Here is a 23748-nt window from a genome sequence, read left to right as displayed (position 1 = left end):
ATGCTTCTTGGAGTATGATGATGAAGAAACAGAGCGGAGCAGCTTTGATAGTGGTGCTTTCACTGCTCACTATTTCATTGATGGTGGGGTTGTCTAGCATACAGTCTTCGCAAATAGATGAGAGGCTGGCGGGGAATTATAGGGCGCAGGCTGATGCTCAGATGAGGGCAGAAGAGTCGGCATCTGTTTTTTATAGTTGGGCAAGTGGTCTTGGTGACAGCTTCTGTTCATTAAGTGCTGCTGATGCCATAAGAGACTTTTACAACGATGTTGGTGGCGAACATTCTGTTAAGGATTCAAATGGCTATTTTTCGGTTCAGGGGAAGTCTCCAGACGGACTTTCGGTAGCGTATGTTTTGCTGGATTTGCAATGTGGGGGTGGTGCAATAAATGCACGAGCAGCTTACGCTTGCGTAGGTGAGGGCTGTTTGATGACACTGGGTGCTAGCTTTCCTAAAGGTGGGATAAGTGGTATGGATCACGAGATGCCTAGTGGTAATAGCTGTTCAGACCCTGGCGTCATTGATGAGAGCCCCAATCACACATTAGGTGCGATAGTGGTTAATGGGTTTGTCGATAGTCAAAGTGGTAGAAACCCGCTCGGGAACATTGAAGGTATGCCTAAAGATTCGGCCTATGTGATTTACGATGAAATAAAATCTTCCAGGAATGTCAACTCTGGTTTTTTTGACTCTGATGATTACGATGATATTAAAAGTTATCATGATTACCTTTTGAATGATTTTGCCGTTAATGGACTTAACAGGGAGAGTAGTAATGTCCTTTATGTGGGTCCAGATAGCGGCCCTAAAGGTGACGGTGTGGTAAAGCTTAACGGCAGATTTGACGGGGTGGTGGTTCTAGACGGAGGAACCCTTGAAATGCGTGGTGGAGACTGCATTTATGGCGTTGTTTTGGCGCGCTCGGGTAGTATTCTGGATCCGGGTGGAAATGCATTTATTGCAGGTGCCGTTATTGGTCAGGACTTTGTGGTGGATGGTAACGGTAGACCAAATATTTATTATAGCTCTAAGGCGGTTGGTGAGGCGAGCTCAAGAGTCGGCTTGTCTGATGGACTTCAAGCAGTTAGATGGGAGGACTTTGTTGGGGACCTTGGGTTGCTGGGCGAGCTGGACGGTTAGTCAACGCTTTTAAGATTTTTTCGTATATTTTTTTGCCCGCCTGCTGGGTATGAGTGCTTTCCGGATGCAGATAGATGATTTTCCTTTCCTTGTTTGCTTGGCAGAGGGTGTATGAATAAACGTCTCGGTGCAGCACTGGTAGTAGTCCTTGCCCTGCTAGTCATCTCCTTGATGGTCGGCCTGTCCATGATGCAGTCCTCCCAGGTGGATGAGCGGCTGGCGGGTAATTACAGGGCGCAGGCGGATGCTCAGATGGGGGCGGAGAAGGCGGCCTGTGCCGGCTTTGGGGCGCTGGAGGGCCCTGATGACTTTGTCTCCGTCAGCTTTTCCCTGGCGGATCTTTCCGGCCTGGGCTGGCAGGGCTTCGGTAATGATGCCGAATTCAATGGTCAGGTACTGAGCCCCAATGCCTGTGACGGGAACACCGAATGCCACTATCGCTACGCCAGGGTCGGCGGTGTCAGCTATATCCTGGCCATGGGGGCCGTTTCCGATGACGAGGCTGTTATTGCCGTCAGTGAGCCCATCACCCTGCTTGTGCTGCAGGACTATCTCGGCCCCGGCTTTGCTGATTTCGACCCCATCACGCTGCTCGGCAACGTAGAAGGTTTCAGCCATACCAACAGCCGACCGTTCACCATCTCCCGAGTGGGGGACGATAACGAAGGCTACTCTATCGCTGTTCAGAACCCCGGTGATGTGGAGGAGATCACGTTCTCTGCCAATAACGAGGGGAACCATGCGTCCGTCGATGATGAGCTGGTTCAGGCCAAGGCGTACAGCGATGACGAACTCGCTCAGATAGCCGCCCTTGTGAACTTCGCGAAATACTCAACTCACAGCAATGTGAAATATGTGGGGGCCAGCTGTGCCCTCAGGGTCGGGGAGGAGCAAGAGGGTGATGTGCCTTCCTGCTATGGTGACGGCGAGTCTTCGGGCGGACTGCTGGTTGTCGATGGTGACTTTTACTGGGACGGCTACAACTACTTCGAGGGCGTGGTCCTGGTCCGGGGAGAAAACATCATCTATAACGGCGGTGGCTCCGGGTCCCTGCGCGGGGCGCTGGTTCACCTGCCGGCTAACCCTGATGGCCAGCAAACGGCGGATGGGTTTGATCTGGGTGACTCTAACGTCACGATGAACGGCGGTGGTGCCTCAGCCTTTGTTCACGACCCTGACATACTGAGCGAGCTTGAGGAGGGCTGGTTTGGGGGCGATGGCAGTGGCGGCTGTGAGGGAGAGTCTAGGTTCCGTATCTATCGCTGGGAGTAGGGCTCCTTCAAGCTCACCTGTGAGCTTGAGGGGTCACTCTTTATCCACGTCATCCAGAGTTCCCCAGGAGCCATCCTTTCGCCACCCCGTGTTGGCCTGTTGCCTCCGGCGCTGTGCTTCCTCGATGGCGGCGCGAAGATCCTTTTCGGGGTCTTCCGTCGCGTTGAGCGGCCGGAACTGTACCTCGCCCGGCGGTGCGGCGTCTTGTCGCACGTTCTGGCGAATATGCGAAACGTCCTCGCGGCTGACCAGTGCGGGGGTGCTGCTCAGGAGGTTGGGCTCGGCCACCAGGCGGCCGTCGAACAGCCAGGCGCGCTGGGGCACGTGGGATACGGCCCAGTGACGCCCGTTCCACTCAGCCGTGTTGCCGTCATCCAGCAGCTGTAGCGCCTCCAGGGGCACGACGGCGGCGAGACGCCTTGTGTTGATCACAATGCCCGTATCGCCCATTCGTACGCCGCCATGGAATTGGCCGGCCTGCAGCGCTTTCAGCATGACTTTCGACTTCTGGTCAGACTCCAGTCTGCCCTCTCCGCACAGGTGGAGGGTAGCGTCATCAATCTGCTTGATCGCCCAGGCTCGAATCGGCTGCTTGCCGAACAGTTTGCCAAGCATGGGATGGGTCCTTTTCGTAAGGGGCGCCTCCTGCGCCAAGGGCCCGTAGCTTAGCACTCGGATGGCGCGGAATCGACGCGCACGCGTCCCATGATATTCACGATAACGCGGGCGCCCTGGTCCAGCCGCCCGCAGATCCGGAAGAGCGAAATCGGGGACAGGAAATCGGGGACAGACCCTCTTTAATCGATCGACGACACACCGTATCACGCATCACTTACGGCCAGATGGGCGCCATTGTGCGACGCTACATGAAGACCGAGTCGATTCCGAGGCTATCATGACCCGCCGCGCCCGCCTGCTGCTGCCCGGCACCCCGCTGCACCTAATCCAGCGGGGCAACAACCGCAGTGTGTGTTTCGCCGATAACGACGACTGCCTGGCCTACCTGCAGTTGCTGGAGGAGGTCAGCCGCGCCTGCAGCGTCGATGTTCACGCCTACGTGCTGATGACCAACCATATGCACCTGCTGGTCACGCCTCGGGTAGATCCACAGGCCGTCAGCGCCATGATGAAGCGCATCGGCCAGGTCTATGTGCAACGCTTCAACCGCCGCTATCGGCGCACCGGCACCCTGTTCGAGGGGCGCTTTCGCTCCAGTACACATAGGACACCCACTTACTTGACAGCCCTTCCTGGCTGGCTACGTTGAGATAACACCCCACCAAAATAAAGGACACCCACTCACTTGACAGCTCTTCCTGGCTGGCTACGTTGAGATAACACCCCACCCATTGGGCACTGCCATGACTCAGCCCCGTGCCGCGCTTGTCTCGCTGGATGCCACGCCCTGGTACCACCTCGTCAACCGCTGCGTGCGCCGGGCCTTCCTGTGTGGCACCGATTCCGTCAGCGGCCAGTGCTATGAGCATCGGCGCGGCTGGATCGCCGACCGCCTGCATCAGTTGGCCGGGGTATTCGCCATCGACGTGGCCGCCTATGCGGTGATGAACAATCACTACCACTTGGTGGTGCGGGTGGATGCGCTGCGGGCAATATAAAGGACACCCACTTCCTTGAGTGCGCCAGGCAAAGCCTGGACATCCGGGAAACCGAGAAGGTGGAAAGGATGTCGTGAAACCCAGTGGGTGAAAGTCCCACCCGGCCAAGGCTAGCCACCAGCCGGCAGCGAGTGTTGCGTGGTGTCGGGTAACCGCCGCTGCGAAGCGTACACAGCGAGTGGATAGGCCGTGTGATAGAGCCCCGAAATTGTGGTAGTGGCAGTCGCCGACAGTTTTCAAATGCTGGAAGGCAACACGACCCTGCCGTATGGCTTGGCAGGGAAGGACCGCCGGGGTCGAAGAGCAGGGCATGTCCATACAGGGGTTTCCCAGGAACCTGGGAGGCCCGTCCTTCTCCTCTGAACGACAAAGGTACAGGCATGGGGCTGCCTGCGGCGAAAGCTCCCGGTCCGGTGCTGTCGTGCCTGACGGTACCGGAAGCGAACCACAGGCACTCAGGGGGTACGGCCAGGCGACCATAAGGAGCCAGCCGGATGGAAGGGCGGGAGTCGGAGTCGCTCATAGTACCGAAGAAGGCGGGGAACCTACTCGACGGGACCCGCTGGAGGGAAGGGGCGGCCAATCATCAGAACTGCACGAGGGCAACATGACAGGTGCACAGGAACCTGAGGTCATGTCCACGAAACAAGTGCGGATAGCAGCGCTGGCAGAGCGCTTCCCGCAGCGTGCCTTCACGTCACTGGCGCATCATATCGACGCCCAGTGGCTGAGGACGGCCTACCTGATGACGCGCCGTGACGGCGCCGTCGGGATCGACGGCCAGACGGCGGACGACTTCGCGCGCGACTTCGAGGCTAACGTCCAGCGTCTGCTGGAAGCGGCCAAGAGCGGTCGCTACCGGGCGCCGCCGGTGCGGCGCGTCAATATTCCCAAGGGAGACGGGCGCTCCACACGGCCGATTGGCATTCCTACCTTCGAAGACAAGGTCCTGCAACGTGCCGTGGTGGCCCTGCTGGAGCCGCTCTATGAGCATGATTTTCACGAGTGCTCGTATGGTTTCCGGCCGGGGCGCTCGGCGCATCAGGCCATCGGAACGGTGAGGAATGGCCTGATGTCGATGGGCGGAGGCTGGGTCATTGATCTGGACATCAAAGCCTTCTTCGACACGATCGACCACCAGCACCTGCGTGCGTTTCTGCAGCAACGAGTGAAGGACGGCGTGATCCTCCGCCTGATCGGCAAGTGGCTCAAGGCCGGGGTATTGGACGCCGGGCAATGGCAGAAGGGCGAGATAGGCAGCCCACAAGGGGGTGTGATTTCCCCCTTGCTGGCGAATGTCTACCTCCACTACGTGCTGGATGAGTGGTTTGAGCAAGACGTCAAACCACGCCTGCGCGGACGAGCATTCTCGGTGCGCTTCGCCGATGATGCCGTGCTCGCCTTCAGCAACGAAGCTGATGCCCGCAAGGTGCTGGAGGTACTGGCCAAGCGCTTTGCGCGCTTCGGCCTTACCCTGCACCCGACCAAGACTCGGCTGGTACGGTTTCGGCCACATCGCGAGCTACGGGCCGAGACCTTCGACTTCCTGGGCTTTACCTATTACTGGGGGAAGTCCCTGCGTGGACGCTGGATCATCAAGCAGAAAACGGCCAAGGACCGGTTCAAGCGAGGCCTGAAGCGAATTTCGCTGTGGTGCCGAGCCAACCGCCACCTGCCCCTGCGTGATCAGCACCGCCAACTCTGTCGAAAGGTTATGGGGCACTATGCGTACTACGGGATAACCCACAACATCGAGTCTCTGCAACGCTTCCAATACAGGGTTCAGACAACCTGGATCAAGTGGCTCAGGAGGCGATCGCAGAGAGGATGGTTCCCGTGGGAGAAGGCAAGGCAACTGTTGCTGACACTCCCGTTACCGCGAGCGAGAATCGTGCACCGAGCGTCCTTCGTGTGAACCTGACGGTTGAGGAGCCGAGTGCGTCAATCGCGCACGCTCGGATCTGTGGGGGGCCGGAACGAGCAATCGTCCGGTCTACCCGACCAGCCCTTCCTGGCTGGCTACGTTGAGATAACACCCCACCCATTGGGCACTGCCATGACTCAGCCCCGTGCCGCGCTTGTCTCGCTGGATGCCACGCCCTGGTACCACCTCGTCAACCGCTGCGTGCGCCGGGCCTTCCTGTGTGGCACCGATTCCGTCAGCGGCCAGTGCTATGAGCATCGGCGCGGCTGGATCGCCGACCGCCTGCATCAGTTGGCCGGGGTATTCGCCATCGACGTGGCCGCCTATGCGGTGATGAACAATCACTACCACTTGGTGGTGCGGGTGGATGCGCTGCGGGCGGCGGAGTGGTCTGATGACGAGGTGCTGCGGCGCTGGACAGCGCTGTTCACCGGGCCGCTGTTGGTGCAGCGCTATCGTGCTGGAGCAGAACAGCTGCCGGCCGAGAGGGCGGCGGTGACGAAGCTGGCAGCCACATACCGCGAGCGGCTGGCCGATATTTCCTGGTTCATGCGGGTGCTCAACGAGTCCATCGCCCGTCAGGCCAACGCGGAAGACGGCGCGAAGGGTCGCTTCTGGGAAGGGCGTTTCAAGAGCCAGGCGCTGCTCGACGAGGCAGCGATTCTCAGCGCCATGGCCTATGTCGATTTGAACCCCATCCGCGCCGGCATCGCCGAGACGCCGGAAGGCTCCGCGCATACCTCGGTGGCAGAGCGCCTTGCCGGGCTGAAGCCAGAGAGCGAGAGTGAACCCATGTCGGCGGGAGAGGGTGCAGCGGCGCCAACCGCTGCGACAGGCGTACCGGCCTGGTGCGATGCCTTGCCGCTTTCGCCGCTGATGCCTTTCGATGCCACGGCGCAGCTGGCCAATGCCATCCCGTTCGGCTTCGAGGACTATCTCGAGCTGGTCGAGACCACTGGCCGCTGCCAGCGAGAGGATAAGCGCGGGCTGATCCAGGAGCGGGTGCCGCGGCTACTCGACCGTCTGAATATCGACCCCGAAGCCTTCATCGCTGCCTCGACCACGCTGCTCAAGCGCTTCGGTAGCGCCGTGGGCACGCCGGCCAGCCTCAGCGCCTGCTGCGCCGCCCGCCAGGCGCGGCATCTGAGGGGCATGCGAATGGCGCGGGAGGTGTTTGAGCGGCGGGTGGCTTGACCGGTCTCTAGGGTTAGGGGCGGGGGGAGGTAGAGGACGCACCGCCCACGTCGACCTAGTGCGCCAGGTTTTCGACAGATTCTCAATGACTCGCTATTCGAGTTGCTTTCCAAGGAGTCCCGACTATGAATCAACTTTCCCCTGATACCCAGACAATGTTGGATAGCCTGCGTGCAGCTGTGGCCGAGACCCTCGAGCGCAAGCGTCGTCTTGGCCACTATGCCGTCATCTGGCAGGACGGCAAGCCGGTACTGGTTGGTGAGGATGCCCCTGAGCAGCCTTATCAACAGCCCTCAAACGATCAGAAATCGAAGGGCTGATTTTCAGGCGCTGAATCCTGCTTCTAGGCCTTCGCCACCCAAAACCACCATACGATCAGTCCGATCAATGCCAGCCCTGCTAGGTTCACCATCCAGCTCATGATGTCCTCTCCTTCTGGCTCTGCTCCGCAGGGCCTTTTTCGTTATGGGGCTTGAACAGGCGCAGGCGGTTGGCGTTGCTCACCACCGTGATGGAGGAGAGCGACATGGCGGCACCCGCGATCATCGGTGAGAGCAGCATCCCGGTGAAGGGGTAGAGCACCCCCGCGGCGATGGGAATGCACAGGGTGTTGTAGCCGAAGGCGCCCACCAGGTTCTGCTTGATGTTGGAGAGCGTCGCCCGGCTGATCTCGATGGCCGAGGCCACCCCGTGCAGCGAGCCGCGCATCAGCGTGATGCCGGCGCTCTCGATGGCCACGTCGGTGCCCTGGCCGATGGCGAAGCCCACGTCGGCCCGGGCCAGGGCCGGGGCGTCGTTGATGCCGTCGCCCACCATGCCGACGGTCTCGCCGGCCGCCTGCAGGCGTTCGATCTCGGCGTGCTTGTCCTCGGGCAAGAGGCCCGCGCGGAACTCGTCGATGCCCACCTCCCGGGCGATGGCGGCGGCGGTGTGCTCGTTGTCGCCGGTCAGCATCACCACCTTGAGGCCGTCGGCCTGCAGGCGCTTGATGGCCGCCACGGTGTCGTGGCGCAGCGGATCGCTGATGCCAAACAGCGCGGCGAGCCTGCCACCCACGGCGAGGTAGACCACGGTGCGCGCCTGGCGCTCCAGCTCGCCGGCCTTCTCCCTGCCGCCGGCGAGGTCGACCCCGGCCTCCTCGAGCAGGCGGGCATTGCCCAGCAGCAGCGGCTTGCCCTCAAGAGTCTCGGCCTTCACGCCGCCGCCGGTCACGCTCTCGAAATTGCGAATCTCGGCGGCATTTGCGCTGGCCTCTTCCGCCTGTTCTTCGCAGTAGGCGAGCAGGGCCGCGGCCAGAGGGTGCTCGGAGCCGCGCTCCACGGCCGCCACCAGGCCCAGCAGCGCCGGCCTGTCGCCGTCGATCCCAGGGTCGGAAAACAGGTGCGCCTCGGTCACGCTGGGCCGGCCCTCGGTGAGGGTGCCGGTCTTGTCCACTACCAGGGTGGTGAGCTTGCTGGCGATCTGCAGCGCCTCGCCGCTTCTTACCAGCACGCCGTGCTCGGCGGCCTTGCCGACCCCGATCATGGTGGAGATCGGCGTGGCCAGGCCCAGGGCGCAGGGGCAGGCGATGATCAGCACCGTGGTGGCGGTCACCAGCATATGGATCACCCGCGGCTCGGCGCCGAAGTTGAACCAGGCAAGCGCGGTGAGCACGGCGATGATCATCACCGTGGGCACGAAGATGCTGGAGACCTTGTCCGCCAGCTCGCCGATGGGCGGTCGGGAGTTCTGGGCGCTGGCCACCTGCTCGGTGATGCGGCCGAGCTTGGTGTCGGCGCCGACGCGGGTCGCCCGGTAGACCAGCGAGCCCTTGCCGTTCACGGTGCCGGCGCTGACCTCGTCGCCGGCGGCCTTGGCCACCGGCAGCGGCTCGCCGGTGAGCATGGATTCATCGATATGGCTCTGCCCCTCGGTCACCTCGCCGTCCACCGGCAGGCGCTCGCCGGGGCGCACGCGGATATGGTCGCCCTCGCGCACCTCGTCGATGTCGAGCTCGCGCTCCTCGCCGTCGCGGATCACCCGGGCGGTGCGGCTCTGCAGGTCGAGCAGGCGCTTGAGCGCCTCGCTGGTGCGGCCCCGGGCACGCAGCTCCAGGGCGTTGCCCAGCAGCACCAGGCCGATGATCATCGCCGAGGCCTCGAAGTAGATGCCGTGGGCCACCGCGGGCAGCCAGGGGGCGAAGGCCACCACCGCCATGGAGTAAGCCCAGGCGGTGCCGGTGCCCATGGCGATCAGGGTGTCCATATTGGCCTGGTGGTGCTTGAAGTTCTTCCAGGCGTTGATGAAGAAGTGGCGGCCGGGGCCGGCCAGCACGGCCAGCGTCAGTAGGCCGATCACCAGCCAGAAGAGCCGGCCGGTGCCCACCGGGTGAGGGTGGTAGAAGAACATGCTGGCCATCAGCGGCACCGCCAGCGCCAGGGACCAGAAGCTGCCCTTGAGGCGCTGGCGATACTGCTGGGCGTCCTTCTCGGCGCGCGCCTCCTCCGCCTGGCGCAGGTCGAGGATCGGCTCCGCCTCGTAGCCGGCTGCCTCCACGGCGCCAATCAGCTCGGCCTCGCTTACGCTGCCGCGCACCTGGGCGGTGCGGGTGCCGAAGTTGACCTCCGCGCTGACCACGCCCGGCGTGCGCTCCAGCGCCTTCTGCACGCTGGCCACGCAGCTGGCGCAGGTCATGCCTCCGATGGAGAGCCGGCGGGTGGTGGCACGCTCGTCGCGAGCCGACAGGGCCGGCGCGGGCGTCGCCGGCTCAGTGGTCTTGGACTCGAGCCCGGGCTCGGCCGCGGGGCGCTCTTCCTCGCCCGGGGCTTCCTCGAGCTCGCCGGGTGGATAGCCCGCCTCCACCAGCGCCTGGTCCAGGGCCTCGCCGTTCAGCAGCGTGGTGACTTCCAGGCGCTTCTCGGCCGGCGTGCCGACCACCTCGGCCTCGGGGTCGCGAGCCTGGATCGCCTCGCGCATGCGCTTCACGCAGCCCTGGCAGCTCATGCCGGGCACGATACGTTCGAGTGGGATGCGAGCGTTCACGGGGTCTCCTCGCTGGATGTGGCGCCGGTAGGCGCGCGGGGGGCGTCGCCGCGCTGCTGGTTTTTGCGCAGGTTGTCACGCAGGGGCTCGGGGAAGCTTTCGATCAGCCGGCAGAGGCTGTGGCCGTCCGGGGTGCCGTCGGGCATCTCGGCCCAGGTCTCGAGTGCCTGTTCCATGCGGGCGGCCAGCGCCTGCAGCTCCTCGATGCGGGCGCGGATCTCCGGCAGCCGGCTGGCCAGCAGGTCGCGGACCATGGGACAGGGGGAATCGCCCTGGTCGGCGTGGGCAAGGATCTCGCGGATCTCCGCCACGCCGAAGCCCAGGTTGCGGGCGCGATGAATGAAGCGCAGGCGCTCCAGGTCACCTCGCTCGAAGAGCTGGTAGCCGTTGTCGGGGTGGCGCCGGGGTTCCAGCAGCCCCTCGCGCACGTAGTGGCGGACGGTCTCGGCGGTGACGCCGGCGGCCCTGGCCAGTTCGCTGACTTTCATGATGACGGTGCCTCTCAGGTCCCGATCTGGTTCTGGTTGCGGATAACCTCAGTGTAAAACCTATGTGTTACCCAAGGGTCAAGGCGGGCGGGCGAGAAGGCCATGGCGGTTCCGGCACAGCGAAGGAGTGTTGGCTAACTCACTGAAAGTTCGATCAATCAAACAGCTGTGCGACCAAAGTATTAGCGACTGCGGCATTAAAACGAGCGTTTGGGGTTGAAACGATCGTTGGGTTGCGCGAAAAGGGGAGGGCACGCGCCTGTCTCCGCCGAGAGCACACGCCAGTATCAGCGTGAATAACAGAACCCCAAGGGATGGATCACATGAAGAACAAGTTCAATCGCCTCTCCCTGGCCGTGGCCATTGCCGCCGCCGCCTTTGCCAGCCAGGCCCATGCGGGCGGCTACCAGATCAACGAGCAGAGCGTCAGCGGCCAGGGCTATGGCCACGCCGGACGCAGCTCCAACGTCAACGACGCCACCATCGTCTTCGGCAACCCGGCCGGCATGTCGTTTCTGGATCGCGCCCAGGTGACCGCCGGTGGGACCTACCTGAACGTCAATACGGACATTAACAACGCTACCGCTACCCGTAATGGAGCGCCGGTCGAAGGGTCCAGTGACGGAGACATGGTGCCGGGTACCCTGATTCCCTTCGCCTTCTATGCTCATCCGGTGAATGAGCGCCTGGCCTTCGGCTTTGGTGTCTACGCTCCCTTCGGCTCCAAGACCGACTATGAAGATGGCTTTATCGGGCGGAACCTGGGTAACTACACCGAGCTGACGGTGATGAGCGCCCAGCCCACCGTTTCCTATCGCTTCAATGAGCAGTGGTCAGTGGGTGCAGGCCTGATGTACAACCGCGTGGATGGGGAACTGCATCGCCAGGTGCCTACTCCTGTTTTCGGTGCGCGGCCTGACCTGCCGGGTGGAGTTGGCCCTGTTGGCACGCAAGAGCTGGATGCGCGAATCGAAGGCGATGATGACGGCTGGGGTTACAACCTGGGTGTCATGTTCCAACCCACTCCGGAAACTACCCTGGGTCTGACCTATCGCTCCAAGGTCAGCTATACCCTGACTGGCGACTATCGCTCTCGCGATGCAAGCGGAGAAATTTACGTCAACCCGCTGACTGGCGAGGCTCAGGACAAGGCAGCCAGGCTGGATTTGGATACTCCGGAAACCGTCAACTTCTCCATTACCCAACAGATGACCGACCGCCTGAAGCTGATGGCGGGGGCTTCCTGGACGCGCTGGGATCGTTTCGATGAGATTCTCGTGACAGGCCCTGATGGGGAGACCATTACGTTTGAAGAGCAGGACTACTCCAATGCCTGGGCCTATGGCCTAGGTGGTGAGTACCAGCTCAACCCGCAGCTGGCGCTGCGTGCCGGTATCACCCTGGACTTCACTCCCACCAGCGATGAGTTCCGCAGTGCGCGGATTCCCTCGGATGATCGCCGTATCTTCTCCATCGGCGCCGGCTGGAGCCCGACCGAGGATCTGACCCTGGACCTTGCCTACTCCTACCTGACCGAGCGCGGCACTCAGGTGAACCAGTCTCGGACTGACGCCAATGAGACGATTACTTCCACCTACTCCGCCGACTACAAGAACGAGGCCCATGGCTTCGGCGCCCAGCTGACCTACCGCTTCTAAGCGGCAGCCCGCCAGGTGCACCCAGGGAACCCGGCCTCGGCCGGGTTCCCTGCGTCTGGGCGGGCGAACGGGGCGGCCCCGGCGGATGCGGCCTGGCGCCAGGTTCGCTACAATGTTCCCCCTTAGCACAAGCTCTATAGCAGAAGCCCAATCCGTGCCGCCGGGGCGCCGGTTTACCACCAGCGCCGCGGCGGTCGCTTTTCCACCGCAGATTCAGGCGAGTGAGCCATGCTGGAAACCAACCCCATCCACAACCTCATCAAGGACCTGTCTGAGCGGACAGACGTCCTGAGGGGGTATCTTTGACTATGCCGAGAAGAAAGACCGGCTAGAGGAAGTCTCCCGGGAGCTCGAGGACCCGGCCATCTGGAACGATCCGGACTACGCCCAGAAGCTCGGCAAGGAGCGCGCCTCGCTGGAGCTGGTCGTCGAGACCATCGACGAGCTGGAGCAGGGCCTGGCGGACAGCCGTGACCTGCTGGAGCTTGCCGAGATGGAGGAGGACCAGGCCACCGTCGACGAGGTCCAGAAGGAGCTCGACGGCATGAAGGCGAGCCTCGAGAAGCTCGAGTTCCGCCGCATGTTCTCCGGCGAGATGGATGCCAACAACGCCTACCTGGATATCCAGTCGGGTTCCGGCGGCACCGAGGCCCAGGACTGGGCCAACATGCTGCTGCGCATGTACCTGCGCTGGGCCGAGCATCACGGCTTCAAGGCCGAGATCACCGAGCTCTCCGCCGGCGAGGTAGCGGGCATCAAGTCGGCCACGGTGCATATCCAGGGCGACCACGCCTTCGGCTGGCTGCGCACCGAGACCGGCGTGCACCGCCTGGTGCGCAAGAGCCCGTTCGATTCCGGCGGCCGCCGCCACACCTCCTTCTGCTCGGTGTTCCTGTCACCGGAGATCGACGACAGCTTCGAGGTCGAGATCAACCCGGCGGACCTGCGCGTCGATACCTACCGCTCCAGCGGCGCCGGCGGTCAGCACGTCAACACCACCGATTCGGCGGTGCGGATCACCCACGAGCCCACCGGCATCGTGGTGGCCTGTCAGAGCCAGCGCAGCCAGCACGCCAACCGCGACTTCGCCATGAAGCAGCTCAAGGCGAGGCTGTGGGAGCACGAGATGGAGAAGCGCAACGCCGCCAAGCAGGAGGCGGAGGACTCCAAGGCCGATATCGGCTGGGGCAGCCAGATCCGCTCCTACGTGCTGGATGACCAGCGCATCAAGGATCTGCGTACCGGCGTGCAGACCAGCAACTGCGACAAGGTGCTGGACGGCGACCTGGACCAGTTCATCGTCGCCAGCCTCAAGCAAGGACTGTAAAGAAATGGCCAACGAGAGCCCCTCCCCGCAGCAGGACGAGAACCGACTGATCGCCGAGCGCCGTGCCAAGCTGGCCGCGCGCCGCGAGCGTGCCGCCGAGCGCGGCGAGAGCGCCTTCCCCAACGACTTCCGCCGCGACAGCCATGCCGCCGAGCTGATCGCTGAGCTGGGCGACAAGGAGAAGGAAGAGCTGGAGGCGCTGGAGCGCCAGGCCGGCGTGGCCGGGCGCATCATGCGCAAGCGCGGGCCCTTCGTCGTCATCCAGGACGTCAGCGGCCAGATCCAGCTCTACGTCGACAAGAAGGGCCTGCCGGCGGAGACCCTCGAGGAGATCAAGGGCTGGGACATCGGCGACATCGTCGCGGCGCGCGGGCCGGTGCACAAGTCCGGCAAGGGCGACCTCTACGTGATGATGGTGGAGGCGAAGCTGCTCACCAAGAGCCTGCGCCCGCTGCCGGACAAGTTCCACGGCCTCACCGATCTCGAGGCGCGCTACCGCCAGCGCTACGTGGACCTGATCATGAACCCGGATTCGCGCCAGGTGTTCGAGACCCGCGCGGCGGTGATCAGCACCATGCGCCGCTTCTTCGAGGCGCGCGGCTACATGGAGGTCGAGACCCCCATGCTGCAAGCGATCCCCGGCGGCGCCACCGCGCGCCCCTTCAAGACCCACCACAATGCGCTGGATATCGACATGTTCCTGCGCATCGCGCCTGAGCTCTATCTCAAGCGCCTGGTGGTGGGGGGCTTCGAGAAGGTCTTCGAGATCAACCGCAACTTCCGCAACGAAGGGCTCTCCACTCGGCACAACCCCGAGTTCACCATGATCGAGTTCTACCAGGCCTACGCGGACTACCACGACCTGATGGACCTCACCGAGGAGATGCTGCGCACGATCACCCAGGAGGTGCTGGGCACCACCACCGTGGTCAACACCGTGCGCAACAGCGAAGGCGAGGTGCTCGAGCACTACGAGTACGATTTCGGCCAGCCGCTCAAGCGGATCACCGTGTTCGACGCGATCCTCGAGTACAACCCGGACATCCATGCCGAGGCGCTGGCCGACGAGTCCGCCGCGCGCCAGATCGCCGAGCGCCTGGATATCGACGTCAAGGATGGCTGGGGCCTGGGCAAGATCCAGATCGAGATCTTCGAGAAGACCGTGGAGCACCGCCTCAAGCAGCCCACCTTCATCACCGAGTACCCCACCGAGGTGAGCCCGCTGGCACGGCGCAAGGACGCCAACCCCTTCGTGACCGAGCGCTTCGAGTTCTTCGTGGGCGGGCGCGAGATCGCCAACGGCTTCTCGGAGCTCAACGACGCCGAGGATCAGGCCGAGCGCTTCCGCGAGCAGGTGGCGGAGAAGGAGGCCGGCGACGACGAGGCGATGTACTTTGATGCCGACTATGTGCGCGCCCTGGAGGTCGGCCTGCCGCCCACCGCGGGCGAGGGCATCGGCATCGACCGCCTGGTGATGCTGCTGACCGACAGCGCCTCGATCCGCGATGTGCTGCTGTTCCCCGCGATGAGGCCGGAGGTGGAGTAAGGAGTGCCTGCCGGTTGCCGGGCATGAGGGGCGCCGGTTTTTTGTGGGAAGGGTGCCGGGTTTTGTGGGAAGGGCGCCGGGGTTTTGTGGGAGCTGGGCTCCGCCCGGCGAATGGAGACCGAAGGGCTCCTGGCGGCATGCGCCAACGCTAGCAACACCGCCGGGGCGCCTGCGGCGCCATTCGCCCGGCAGAGCCGATCTCCCACCAGTCGTCTCAAGCCTTACGAACGGAGCCGATCTCCCACCAGTCGTCTCAAGCCTTACGAGCGGAGCCGATCTCCCACCAGTCGCCCAAGCCTCTCACCAGTCGCCCCAAGCCTCCTACCAGTCGCCCAGGCGTCGTGGCCCCAGGGGGCCATGACGCCAGCCATCGGGAAGAGGCGGGAAGCATTGGTAAACCCCGCGGCCAGCGCCCATAATGGTCATCGTTTCGACGTCGAGGAGACCACCATGAAACTGCTCAACCGCTCTGCCCTGAGCGTCCGCCCTACCCAGCATTTCGTGGACTGGATCAATGCCCTTGAGCCGACGATGGGGGATGACGATATCGCCCTTGCCGACGTCGAGCGCGAAAGCACGGTCTATCTGATTCCCGAGATGGACACCCCGGAGGCCCTGGAGGGCTTCGTGCGCGAGCGCTACCACGAGATCCTCGAGACCGAGCTGCGTGCCTGGGAGGAGGACGAGCGCCAGTGGCCCGAGACCATCGACTGGCCGCTGTTCCAGCGCTTCCTGCAGGTGGAGCACAGTTACCTGGCCATCGACCTCGACGACGAGGCGGCCCTCGAGATCTCCGAGGTCGACGACTCGCTGCTGATGGACGTCGACCAGGACTAGGCCCTGCCTGAAACCTGGCAGCATGAAACCGGCTCCGGCCGGTTTCTTCGTATGACCCCCCGATGGAAGATGGAATGAGCCGACTCTTCGACCACCGCCCCGGCGACGATGGCCTGCCGGGGCCCGAGCGGCGCCTGGCCGTGCTGGCGCTGATCCTCGGCACCCTGATGGCGGTGGTGGATACCACCATGATCAACATCGCGCTGCCCTCCATCGCGGTGGGGCTCGAGGTGCCCGCCTCCCGGGCGGTGTGGGTCACCAACCTCTTCCAGATCAGCTGTGCCGCCTTCCTGCTGGTCTTCGCCGCGCTCAGCGAGCTGGTCAGCCGGCGGCGGATCTATGTGGCCGGGGTGGGCATCTTCACCCTGGCCTCCCTGGGTAGTGCGCTCTCCACCAGCCTGGAGACGCTGCTGCTGTTCCGCGCCCTGCAGGGGCTGGGGGCGGCGGCGACCCTCTCCATCGGGCCCTCGCTCTATCGCTCCATCTTTCCCTCGCGCCTGCTGGGCTCGGCGCTGGGGCTCTCGGCCATGGTGGTGGCCGGCGGCTATGCGGCGGGGCCGGCCATCGGCGGCGTGCTGCTCTCGGTAGCGGACTGGCCCTGGTTGTTTGCCCTGCACCTGCCGCTGGGGGCGGTGGCCGTGGTGTTGGCCTGGAAGGCGCTGCCGCGGGAGGCGGGTCGGCGCGGCGGCTTCGACCTGGCCGGGGCGCTGCTCTCGGTGGCCATGCTGTGCGGCTTCTTCCTGGCCATGGACGGCGTCGGCCACGGCATGCCGACGTCGCAGGTGGCCGCCTGGCTGGCGCTGAGCGTGGCGGCGGCGCTGCTCTTCCTGCGCCGCCAGCGGCGCGCCCGCCATCCGCTGATGCCGCTGTCGATCTTCAATGAGCCGCGCTTCAGCCTGGCGCTGGTGGCCCAGGGCACCGCCTTCGTGGGCCAGGGGCTCGCCTTCGTGGCGCTCTCCTTCCTGTTCCAGAGCGAGATGGGCTTCACACCCCTGGAGACCGCCTGGCTATTCACCCCCTGGCCGCTGGCCATCATGCTGGTGGGCCCGCGCGCCGGCCGCCTGGCCGATCGCGTGAACCCCAGCCTGCTCTCGAGCGCCGGGCTCGCCCTGATGCTGGCAGGGCTCGTGCTGCTGGCGCGGCTTCCCGCTGAGGCGGGGGTGGTCGAGGTGCTGTGGCGCATGCTGCTGTGCGGGGTCGGCTTCGGGCTCTTCCAGCCGCCCAACAACCGCGAGCTGATGAGCACCGTACCCCGCGAGCGCAGCGCCAACGCCTCCGGCATCATGAGCACCTCGCGCACCGTGGGGCAGTCCCTGGGGGTGGCCCTGGTGGGCGCCTTCCTGGCCACCGGCATGCCGCTGCAGGCCACCCTGTGGCTCGGCGCCCTGGCCACGCTGCTGGCGCTGGGCGCGAGCCTGGCCCGGGTGCCGCTGGCCGGCGCCGCCCAGCGGAGCGCCAAGCAGGCCGCCTCGGGCGAGTGAGCCGCATCGTTACCGCTCGATAGAGAGCGTATAATGGAAGGCCAATTTTGCTCTCCGCCAACTCGCGTGAATCTTTGTTGCGGCTGATCCGCTACTGTGGGAGCTGGGCTTTGCCCGGCGAATGGAGACCGAAGGGCTCCTGGCGGCGTGCTCCAACTCCAGCAACACCGCCGGGGCGCCTGCGGCGCCATTCGTCGAGGCGTCGAACCGTCGGCAGAGCCGATCTCCCACCAGTAGCTTCAAGCTCCGTGAATGCTTGAAAGGCAACGGCAACTTAGAATCTCTCGCCAGTCTGCGAAGAGCCCTTTACTCGATCAATCCGGGAGCCGCCATGAGCATTCAGGCCACCATCGAAGAGAAGCTGCAGGCCCTCGCGCCCGCCTTTCTGGCGGTGGAGAACGAGAGCCATCGGCACAATGTGCCGGCCAATTCCGAGACCCACTTCAAGGTCACCCTCGTCTCCGAGCGTCTCGAGGGGCTGATGCCGGTCAAGCGCCACCAACAGGTCTATGCCCTGCTGGCCGATGAGCTGGCCGGCCCGGTCCACGCCCTGGCGCTGCACCTCTACACTCCCGCCGAGTGGCAGGCCAGCGGCCAGAGCCGGCCCGACTCGCCCGACTGTCGGGGTGGCAGCAAGTCGTGACCACCGAGCCGCAGCGGCTCCAGTACCTGGAGGCCATGGGGCTGACGGACTGGGTGGCGCGCTATGCGCTGCCCAACGCCCGCCCGACCCCGGCCTGCGAGTGGGAGCTGCCCGAGGCGCCCCCCGCCGAGGCCCCCGGGGAGCGCCTGCACGCGCTGCTGGACGAGGCCCGCGAGGCGGCCCCGGCGCGCCCGGCCGAGCCGGATCCGCCGCGGGCGGCTCGCCCGCCACGCCCCGGCATGGCCCGGGCGCTGCTCGATCCGCCCCCGGCGGAGGAGGCGGCAGCCCCCGTCGATGCCGTGCCCGCCGAGCCGGTCGCCCCCCGGGAGCCGCTGCGTTTCGCCTTCCAGGCGGCCTGCCTGGAGGGGCGCTGGCTGCTGCTGCTGGCCGGCGAGCGGCCACCCGGTCGCGCCGAGCTTCAGCTGCTGGCCAACCTGCTGCGCGCCGCCGGGATCGCCTCGCCGCTGCCGGTCTTCCAGCCCTTCCGCTGGCCGCTGGAGGAGGGGCTGACGGTGCACGAGCCCCTGGAGGAGGCCCGCGAGGGGCTGCAGGCCTTTGTCGCCGGCGCGCGCCGGCGCGGCTGGTCGCCCGAGCGCCTGCTGCTGTTCGGCGAGGAGGCGTCGCTCGGCGAGGTGCTGGCGCTGGAGGGTGGACACTGTCCGCCGCTGGCGCTGCCCGCCTGGCAGGGGCCGGCGCTCGCGGAGCTGGCCGAGAGCGCCGAGGCCAAGCGGGCGCTGCTGCCGCAGCTGCTGGCCTGGGGGCGAGCCTGGGAATCGACAGAGGCGGCGCCGGGTGAGCACTAGGTCACCCGCGAGAAAGCCGGTGCTGGTGCGCCTGACGGAGGCGGACCTTCCGTCCGTGGCGGCGCTCGAAGAGGCCGGCGGCTGGCCGATGGGGGGCTCCGAGACCCAGCTGGCGGCGGCCCTGGCCGACCCCGCGACGGCCGTGTATGGCCTGATGGTCGGCGAGGGTCAGGCGGGTGGAGATGAGCTTGCGGCCTACGCGGCGGTGGTCCGGCTGCCCTTCGAGGCGGAGCTGCAGGCGCTCCTGGTGGACGAGGCCCGGCGCGGACAGGGCCTCGCGCGAAAGCTGCTCAATGTGGTGGTCGACCAGGCCCGTGACTGGGGCAGCGAGCGGCTGCTGCTGGAGGTGCGGGCGGGCAATGCGCCTGCCATCGCCCTCTATCGAGCCGCGGGGTTCACCGACGACGGCGTGCGTCGCGGCTACTACCCGCCGCGACCTGCAGCGCAGCCTGCGTCGCTTCCAGGCCCGGAAACGACGCCGCCCCGGCAGGCCGGGGCGGCGGATGCGGCGCGAGAGGATGCGCTGCTGATGTCGCTAACGCTCAGCGCCGGCTGAAGGCGCTCAGGCGCTCTGGGGTTCGCTGGACTCGATCTCGTCGAGCTTGCCCAGCACGCCGGTCAGGCGGCGCTCCCACTCCTCGCGCTCCTGCTTCAGGCGGGCGTTTTCCTCGCGCAGCTCCTCGGCTTCCATCTTCAGCAGCTCCAGGGCCTCCACGGCGCTGGTGACCTTCTGCTCGAGGCGGTTGAAGAGTTCGATGCTCATGCTGTTCTCCTGATGTCCTTCCGGGATGGCCCTTCGAAACGGTCCTTGTGACCGATCCTGCTTGAACAGTCCTCGAGGCCGAGCCGGTGCCCCGGGGCGGGGCGAGGTTGCTTGATGGCGGGATGAATGGGCAGCAGCGTAACGCCGCGCCCGGGACTCAGCAAGCGTCGTCTTGCGGCGACGAGTCTCGTCGATAGAGCCGCCCGTGGCTGTCGCCGGCGCGGACCTCGCGGTGCAGCCGCCAGGTGGCCGGTACGGCCGGCGTCAGGTCCGCCTCGCACTCCAGGTAGATGAAGGCGTCCTCCGCAAGCCAGCCCGCCTCCAGGGCCGCACAACAGGGCTCGGCGAGCCCCTGGCGAAAGGGCGGGTCGAGAAACACCAGCGAGCAGGGCGTCGGCGGCCCGGCCAGGAAGGCGGTGGCGTCGGCGGTGATGACCCGGCCTCGCTCCACGGCGCCCAGGGTCGCCAGATTCTCGCCGAGCTGCCCGGCCACCCGGGCGTCGCGCTCCACGAAGGTGGCGTCGTTGGCGCCGCGGGAGAGCGCCTCCAGGCCCAGCGCCCCGGTGCCGGCGAAGAGGTCCAGCACCCGGGCGCCGGGCAGGGCGGCGGCGAGCCAGTTGAAGAGGGTCTCGCGGACCCGGTCCGGGGTGGGGCGCAGGCCGGGGCTGTCGAGCACCGGCAGCAGCCGGCGGCGGTAGTCGCCGCCGATGATCCTCAGGCGGCCGGCGCTCCGGCGGCCGGCGCTCCGGCGGCCGGCGTCCCGGCGGCCGGCGCTCTTGCCGCCTGGCTGGCCGCCGGTGGGCCTGCCGGAGCGGCGGGGGCGTGATGGGCGTCGTGTCATGGCGGGGATTGTACCCGGGGGCTTATCCACAGTCATGGTGGGCGGTGGTAGGATGTGGCGATTCGATTATTCGCAAGGCTGATTCTGTCCATGTTCGGTTTTTTCAAGCGCAAGAAGAAGCAGCAGGAGCACGAGGCGACCCGCGAAGAGCAGGAGCGCCTGGAACCGGTCGCCGAGGCGACCGAGGAGGGCGCGGAAGAGAGCGAGGTCCGCGCCGAGCCCGAGAGCGTCGAGCTGGGGGAGCCCGCCGCCGAGGAAGCGCCTGTCGAGGAAGCGCCTGTCGAGGAGGCACCTGAGCCTCGCCCCGAGGCCGAGCCGGAGCCTGCGCCGGAGCCCGAACAGGAGCCCGAGCCGGTCCCCGAGCCAGCCGTCGAGAAGGTCGAGCCGGCCGAGCCGGTGGAAACCGCCGCCGAGGCCCCGGCCGTTGAGCCCGAGGCGGCCATCGCGCAGCCTGCTGTCGAGCCCGAGCCCGAGCCCGAGCCCGAGCCCGAGCCCGAGCCCGAGCCCGAGCCCGCGCGCGCTGTGCTGCAGGAGAAGCCCCAGGCCGGCGAGAAGAAGGGCTGGTTCGCACGCATCAAGGCGGGCCTCGGCAAGACCCGCGCCAACCTCACCGACGGCCTGGCGGATCTGTTCCTTGGCAAGAAGCAGATCGACGACGACCTGATGGAGGACCTCGAGACCCAGCTGCTGCTGGCGGATGTGGGCATCGAGGCCACCACCGAGATCATCGACCGCCTCACCGCGCGGGTCTCCCGCAAGGAGCTCCAGGACAGCGAGGCGCTCTACCGCGCCCTGCAGGAGGAGCTGGCCGCCATGCTGGAGCCGGTCAGCCAGCCGCTGACCCTGCCGCCCAAGGGCGAAGGGCCCTTCGTGATCCTGGTGGTGGGGGTCAATGGCGTCGGCAAGACCACCACCATCGGCAAGCTCACTCAGCGCTTCCAGCGCGAGGGCCGCAGCGTGATGCTGGCCGCCGGCGACACCTTCCGCGCCGCCGCGGTGGAGCAGCTCAAGGTGTGGGGCGAGCGCAACAAGGTGCCGGTGATCGCCCAGCACACCGGGGCCGACAGCGCTTCGGTGATCTTCGACGCCGTGGCTGCCGCCAAGGCGCGCGGCGTCGACGTGCTGATCGCCGACACCGCCGGTCGCCTGCACAACAAGGCCCACCTGATGGAGGAGCTCAAGAAGGTGCATCGGGTGATGGGCAAGGTGGACGCCACCGCCCCCCACGAGGTGATGCTGGTGCTCGACGCCGGCACCGGCCAGAACGCCCTCTCCCAGGCCAGCACCTTCAACGAGGCGGTGCCCATCACCGGGGTGACCCTGACCAAGCTCGACGGCACCGCCAAGGGCGGCATCATCTTCGCCCTGGCCAAGCAGCTCGGCACCCCCATCCGCTTCATCGGCGTCGGCGAGTCGCTGGACGACCTGCGGCCCTTCGCGGCCGGCGAATTCGTCGACGCCCTGTTCGACCGGGACGGGAACGACGCCGCGCAATGATCGTCTTCGAGCACGTGGGCAAGCGTTACGGCGGGCGCTTCGAGGCGCTCGCCAACCTCGATTTCCGCGTGCGCCGCGGCGAGATGGTGTTCCTGACCGGCCACTCCGGGGCCGGCAAGAGCTCCCTGCTGCGGCTGATCATGCGCCTGGAGCGCCCCTCCCGGGGTCGCATCCTGGTGGCGGGCCATGACATCGACCGGCTCCACGCCAGCCAGGTGCCCTTCTACCGGCGCCAGATCGGCGTGGTCTTCCAGGACCACCAGCTGCTCCACGACCGCTCGATCTTCCACAACGTGGCGCTGCCCCTGGAGATCCAGGGCGTGGAGCCTCGAGAGGCGGCGCGGCGGGTGCGGGCGGCGCTGGACAAGGTGGGGCTGCTGCATCGCGAGAAGGCCCTGCCCATCGAGCTCTCCGGCGGCGAGCAGCAGCGGGTGGGCATCGCCCGGGCGGTGGTCAACAAGCCGGCCCTGCTGCTGGCCGACGAGCCCACCGGCAACCTCGACCCCCAGCTCTCCGCCGACATCATGGGGCTCTTCGAGGACTTCAACCGCATCGGCACCACGGTGATGATCGCCAGCCACGACCTGGCGCTGATCGCCCGGCTGCGCCACCGCATCCTGCGCCTGCGCGACGGTCGGCTGGTGGCCGACCAGGAGGCCGCATGAGCCGCCGTCCCGCCCCGGCGCCGCCTCGCGGGGCGCGTACCCACCGCACCCGGTCGTCGAGCCGCCTGCGCGGCTGGCTGCGCCACCATCGGGCCATGGCCCTGGACAGCGCCTGGCGGCTGCTGAAGGCGCCCATCGGCAGCCTGGTGACCATGCTGGCCATCGCCATCGCCCTGGTGCTGCCGGCGGCGCTGTGGCTGACCCTGGACGGCGCCCGGCTGCTGGACGCCGAACTGACCGAGAGCGCCACCCTGACCGTCTACCTGGCCCACCACGTGGACGAGGCCCAGGCCGAGCGGGTCGAGGAGGCGCTGGCCGCCAACGAAGGGGTCGGCCGCACTCGGCTGATCACCGCGGCCGAGGGCATGGCGGAGTTCCAGCAGGCGCTGGGGCTGGCCGACGCCCTGGGGCGCCTGGAGGAGAATCCGCTGCCGGCAAGCGTGGTGGTGACCCCGCGGGACCCTTCGCCTGCGGCGGTGCGGGGCCTGGCCGGGGAGCTCGAGGCGATGACGGGAGTCGAGGAGGTGCGCCTGGACCTGGCCTGGATCGAGCGCCTGCGCCACCTGGCCGAGCTGGGGCGTCGCGTCGCCCTGGCGCTGGCGGTGCTGTTCGGCGGCGGGGTGCTGCTGGTGGTGGGCAACACCATCCGCCTGGCGGTGGAGAACCGCCGCAAGGAGATCGAGGTGGTGACCCTGATCGGCGCCACCCACGCTTTCGTGCGCCGGCCCTTCCTCTACAGCGGGGCCTGGTACGGGCTCGGCGGCGGCCTGCTGGCCTGGGGGCTCTTGACGCTCGGCAGCGAATGGCTGGCCGCCCCCGTCTCGGCCCTGGCGGCCAGCTACGGCGCCACGTTCAGCCTGCCGCGGCTGGGCGCCGCCGGTTCCGCGACCCTGGTGGGCTGTAGTATACTGTTGGGCTGGATGGGCGCCTGGATCGCGGTGAGCCGTCACCTTGCCGAAGTGAAACCGAGGTAGGGGCACGAAAAGCGCTGAAGCCGCGCTAGCGGCTCGAGGCCAGCGATCAGGCCGCC

The 23748-nt window shown here is 66.0% G+C and carries 22 protein-coding genes and 1 pseudogene; 18 read left to right on the top strand and 5 right to left on the bottom strand.

Going from position 1 to position 23748, the window contains the following annotated elements; genetic code table 11:
- Positions 1–20: 20 nt before the first annotated feature.
- Both HIR79_RS17825 and HIR79_RS17820 read left to right on the top strand, forming a co-directional pair.
- Positions 21–1142: a pilus assembly PilX family protein gene (locus HIR79_RS17825; RefSeq protein WP_169959370.1), complete on the top strand. Its 1122-nt coding sequence runs from the start codon at positions 21–23 to the stop codon at positions 1140–1142.
- Between the two features lie 111 nt (positions 1143–1253).
- A complete protein-coding gene (locus HIR79_RS17820) occupies positions 1254–2414 on the top strand; it encodes a PilX N-terminal domain-containing pilus assembly protein (RefSeq protein WP_169959369.1) in 1161 nt (386 codons plus the stop codon).
- A gap of 33 nt (positions 2415–2447) precedes the next feature.
- On the opposite strand, the gene HIR79_RS17815 is transcribed toward HIR79_RS17820, so the two are convergent.
- A complete protein-coding gene (locus tag HIR79_RS17815) occupies positions 2448–3029 on the bottom strand; it encodes a hypothetical protein (RefSeq protein WP_169959368.1) in 582 nt (193 codons plus the stop codon).
- A 280-nt stretch (positions 3030–3309) separates the two neighbouring features.
- On the opposite strand from HIR79_RS17815, the gene HIR79_RS17810 reads away from it, so the two are divergent.
- The 5 genes and pseudogenes from HIR79_RS17810 to HIR79_RS17790 all read left to right on the top strand — a co-directional run bounded on the left by HIR79_RS17810 (position 3310) and on the right by HIR79_RS17790 (position 7468).
- Positions 3310–3681, top strand: coding sequence for a transposase (locus tag HIR79_RS17810; protein ID WP_169959367.1), 372 nt, complete (start codon positions 3310–3312; stop codon positions 3679–3681).
- Positions 3682–3775: 94 nt separating this feature from the next.
- A pseudogene (locus HIR79_RS17805) lies at positions 3776–4024 on the top strand (transposase); the annotation flags it as partial.
- A 640-nt stretch (positions 4025–4664) separates the two neighbouring features.
- Positions 4665–5945, top strand: a complete 1281-nt coding sequence (gene ltrA / locus HIR79_RS17800; RefSeq protein WP_023006382.1) for a group II intron reverse transcriptase/maturase — start codon at positions 4665–4667, stop codon at positions 5943–5945.
- 21 nt (positions 5946–5966) lie between these two features.
- The gene (locus HIR79_RS17795; RefSeq protein WP_211620870.1) at positions 5967–7148 is read left to right on the top strand and encodes a transposase; all 1182 of its coding nucleotides are present in this window, start codon (positions 5967–5969) and stop codon (positions 7146–7148) included.
- 125 nt (positions 7149–7273) lie between these two features.
- Positions 7274–7468 (top strand): hypothetical protein, encoded by a 195-nt coding sequence (locus HIR79_RS17790; RefSeq protein ID WP_169959366.1) that lies wholly within the window; start codon positions 7274–7276, stop codon positions 7466–7468.
- A 97-nt stretch (positions 7469–7565) separates the two neighbouring features.
- On the opposite strand, the gene HIR79_RS17785 is transcribed toward HIR79_RS17790, so the two are convergent.
- Complete coding sequence (locus tag HIR79_RS17785; protein ID WP_283241869.1) at positions 7566–10130, bottom strand: heavy metal translocating P-type ATPase; 2565 nt, start codon at positions 10128–10130, stop codon at positions 7566–7568.
- A gap of 35 nt (positions 10131–10165) precedes the next feature.
- Positions 10166–10657 (bottom strand): MerR family transcriptional regulator, encoded by a 492-nt coding sequence (locus HIR79_RS17780; RefSeq protein WP_110070883.1) that lies wholly within the window; start codon positions 10655–10657, stop codon positions 10166–10168.
- Between the two features lie 323 nt (positions 10658–10980).
- Here HIR79_RS17780 and HIR79_RS17775 point away from each other — a divergent pair, with 323 nt between their 5' ends.
- The 8 genes from HIR79_RS17775 (at position 10981) to HIR79_RS17740 (ending at position 19508) form a co-directional block, all read left to right on the top strand.
- Entirely contained in the window at positions 10981–12315 is a 1335-nt protein-coding gene (locus HIR79_RS17775; RefSeq protein WP_169959365.1) for an OmpP1/FadL family transporter, read from the top strand.
- 228 nt (positions 12316–12543) lie between these two features.
- Positions 12544–13642, top strand: a protein-coding gene (gene prfB, locus HIR79_RS17770) for a peptide chain release factor 2 (protein ID WP_169959364.1) whose coding sequence is annotated in 2 segments (ribosomal slippage) — positions 12544–12618 and positions 12620–13642 — 1098 coding nt in all. Because the reading frame shifts where the segments join, the coding sequence is not laid out codon by codon here.
- 4 nt (positions 13643–13646) lie between these two features.
- Positions 13647–15188: a lysine--tRNA ligase gene (gene lysS, locus HIR79_RS17765; RefSeq protein WP_169959363.1), complete on the top strand. Its 1542-nt coding sequence runs from the start codon at positions 13647–13649 to the stop codon at positions 15186–15188.
- A gap of 450 nt (positions 15189–15638) precedes the next feature.
- Complete coding sequence (locus HIR79_RS17760) at positions 15639–16025, top strand: hypothetical protein (RefSeq protein WP_169959362.1); 387 nt, start codon at positions 15639–15641, stop codon at positions 16023–16025.
- Between the two features lie 74 nt (positions 16026–16099).
- Positions 16100–17506: an MFS transporter gene (locus HIR79_RS17755; protein WP_169959361.1), complete on the top strand. Its 1407-nt coding sequence runs from the start codon at positions 16100–16102 to the stop codon at positions 17504–17506.
- 331 nt (positions 17507–17837) lie between these two features.
- Positions 17838–18149 (top strand): BolA family protein, encoded by a 312-nt coding sequence (locus tag HIR79_RS17750; RefSeq protein WP_169959360.1) that lies wholly within the window; start codon positions 17838–17840, stop codon positions 18147–18149.
- Positions 18146–18952: a hypothetical protein gene (locus HIR79_RS17745; RefSeq protein ID WP_169959359.1), complete on the top strand. Its 807-nt coding sequence runs from the start codon at positions 18146–18148 to the stop codon at positions 18950–18952. The genes HIR79_RS17750 and HIR79_RS17745 overlap by 4 nt, the downstream gene beginning before the upstream one ends.
- Entirely contained in the window at positions 18942–19508 is a 567-nt protein-coding gene (locus tag HIR79_RS17740; protein ID WP_249322202.1) for a GNAT family N-acetyltransferase, read from the top strand. The genes HIR79_RS17745 and HIR79_RS17740 overlap by 11 nt, the downstream gene beginning before the upstream one ends.
- Positions 19509–19514: 6 nt before the next feature.
- On the opposite strand, the gene HIR79_RS17735 is transcribed toward HIR79_RS17740, so the two are convergent.
- Both HIR79_RS17735 and rsmD read right to left on the bottom strand, forming a co-directional pair.
- Positions 19515–19715 carry a cell division protein ZapB gene (locus tag HIR79_RS17735; protein WP_110068967.1) on the bottom strand — a complete coding sequence of 67 codons (201 nt, stop codon included), beginning with the start codon at positions 19713–19715 and terminating at the stop codon, positions 19515–19517.
- Between the two features lie 157 nt (positions 19716–19872).
- Positions 19873–20556: a 16S rRNA (guanine(966)-N(2))-methyltransferase RsmD gene (gene rsmD / locus HIR79_RS17730; RefSeq protein ID WP_169959358.1), complete on the bottom strand. Its 684-nt coding sequence runs from the start codon at positions 20554–20556 to the stop codon at positions 19873–19875.
- 90 nt (positions 20557–20646) lie between these two features.
- On the opposite strand from rsmD, the gene ftsY reads away from it, so the two are divergent.
- The 3 genes from ftsY to ftsX are packed head-to-tail and all read left to right on the top strand — an operon-like array spanning position 20647 to position 23692.
- The gene (gene ftsY / locus HIR79_RS17725; protein ID WP_169959357.1) at positions 20647–22053 is read left to right on the top strand and encodes a signal recognition particle-docking protein FtsY; all 1407 of its coding nucleotides are present in this window, start codon (positions 20647–20649) and stop codon (positions 22051–22053) included.
- Positions 22050–22718, top strand: a complete 669-nt coding sequence (gene ftsE / locus HIR79_RS17720; protein ID WP_119022428.1) for a cell division ATP-binding protein FtsE — start codon at positions 22050–22052, stop codon at positions 22716–22718. Before ftsY ends, ftsE begins: the two co-directional genes overlap by 4 nt.
- Positions 22715–23692 (top strand): permease-like cell division protein FtsX, encoded by a 978-nt coding sequence (ftsX, locus tag HIR79_RS17715; RefSeq protein WP_169959356.1) that lies wholly within the window; start codon positions 22715–22717, stop codon positions 23690–23692. The genes ftsE and ftsX overlap by 4 nt, the downstream gene beginning before the upstream one ends.
- Positions 23693–23748: the final 56 nt, after the last annotated feature.

Origin of the sequence: Halomonas sp. PGE1 (genome assembly GCF_013000985.1) — a bacterium.
GTDB lineage: Bacteria > Pseudomonadota > Gammaproteobacteria > Pseudomonadales > Halomonadaceae > Halomonas > Halomonas alkalicola.
The sequence above is the reverse complement of the archived record's forward strand: the minus strand, read 5'-3'. Positions and strand labels throughout refer to the sequence as shown.

Bases quoted from the DNA above. Each gene is read 5' to 3' on its own strand.
- HIR79_RS17735 (WP_110068967.1), bottom strand. From the start codon at position 19,715: ATGAGCATCGAACTCTTCAACCGCCTCGAGCAGAAGGTCACCAGCGCC.
- ftsX (WP_169959356.1), top strand. From the start codon at position 22,715: ATGAGCCGCCGTCCCGCCCCGGCGCCGCCTCGCGGGGCGCGTACCCAC.
- HIR79_RS17760 (WP_169959362.1), top strand. From the start codon at position 15,639: ATGAAACTGCTCAACCGCTCTGCCCTGAGCGTCCGCCCTACCCAGCAT.
- HIR79_RS17780 (WP_110070883.1), bottom strand. From the start codon at position 10,657: ATGAAAGTCAGCGAACTGGCCAGGGCCGCCGGCGTCACCGCCGAGACC.
- HIR79_RS17820 (WP_169959369.1), top strand. From the start codon at position 1,254: ATGAATAAACGTCTCGGTGCAGCACTGGTAGTAGTCCTTGCCCTGCTA.
- HIR79_RS17750 (WP_169959360.1), top strand. From the start codon at position 17,838: ATGAGCATTCAGGCCACCATCGAAGAGAAGCTGCAGGCCCTCGCGCCC.
- ftsY (WP_169959357.1), top strand. From the start codon at position 20,647: ATGTTCGGTTTTTTCAAGCGCAAGAAGAAGCAGCAGGAGCACGAGGCG.
- HIR79_RS17790 (WP_169959366.1), top strand. From the start codon at position 7,274: ATGAATCAACTTTCCCCTGATACCCAGACAATGTTGGATAGCCTGCGT.
- ltrA (WP_023006382.1), top strand. From the start codon at position 4,665: ATGTCCACGAAACAAGTGCGGATAGCAGCGCTGGCAGAGCGCTTCCCG.
- ftsE (WP_119022428.1), top strand. From the start codon at position 22,050: ATGATCGTCTTCGAGCACGTGGGCAAGCGTTACGGCGGGCGCTTCGAG.
- HIR79_RS17815 (WP_169959368.1), bottom strand. From the start codon at position 3,029: ATGCTTGGCAAACTGTTCGGCAAGCAGCCGATTCGAGCCTGGGCGATC.
- HIR79_RS17785 (WP_283241869.1), bottom strand. From the start codon at position 10,130: ATGAGCTGCCAGGGCTGCGTGAAGCGCATGCGCGAGGCGATCCAGGCT.
- HIR79_RS17755 (WP_169959361.1), top strand. From the start codon at position 16,100: ATGAGCCGACTCTTCGACCACCGCCCCGGCGACGATGGCCTGCCGGGG.
- lysS (WP_169959363.1), top strand. From the start codon at position 13,647: ATGGCCAACGAGAGCCCCTCCCCGCAGCAGGACGAGAACCGACTGATC.
- HIR79_RS17810 (WP_169959367.1), top strand. From the start codon at position 3,310: ATGACCCGCCGCGCCCGCCTGCTGCTGCCCGGCACCCCGCTGCACCTA.
- HIR79_RS17825 (WP_169959370.1), top strand. From the start codon at position 21: ATGAAGAAACAGAGCGGAGCAGCTTTGATAGTGGTGCTTTCACTGCTC.
- HIR79_RS17775 (WP_169959365.1), top strand. From the start codon at position 10,981: ATGAAGAACAAGTTCAATCGCCTCTCCCTGGCCGTGGCCATTGCCGCC.
- rsmD (WP_169959358.1), bottom strand. From the start codon at position 20,556: ATGACACGACGCCCATCACGCCCCCGCCGCTCCGGCAGGCCCACCGGC.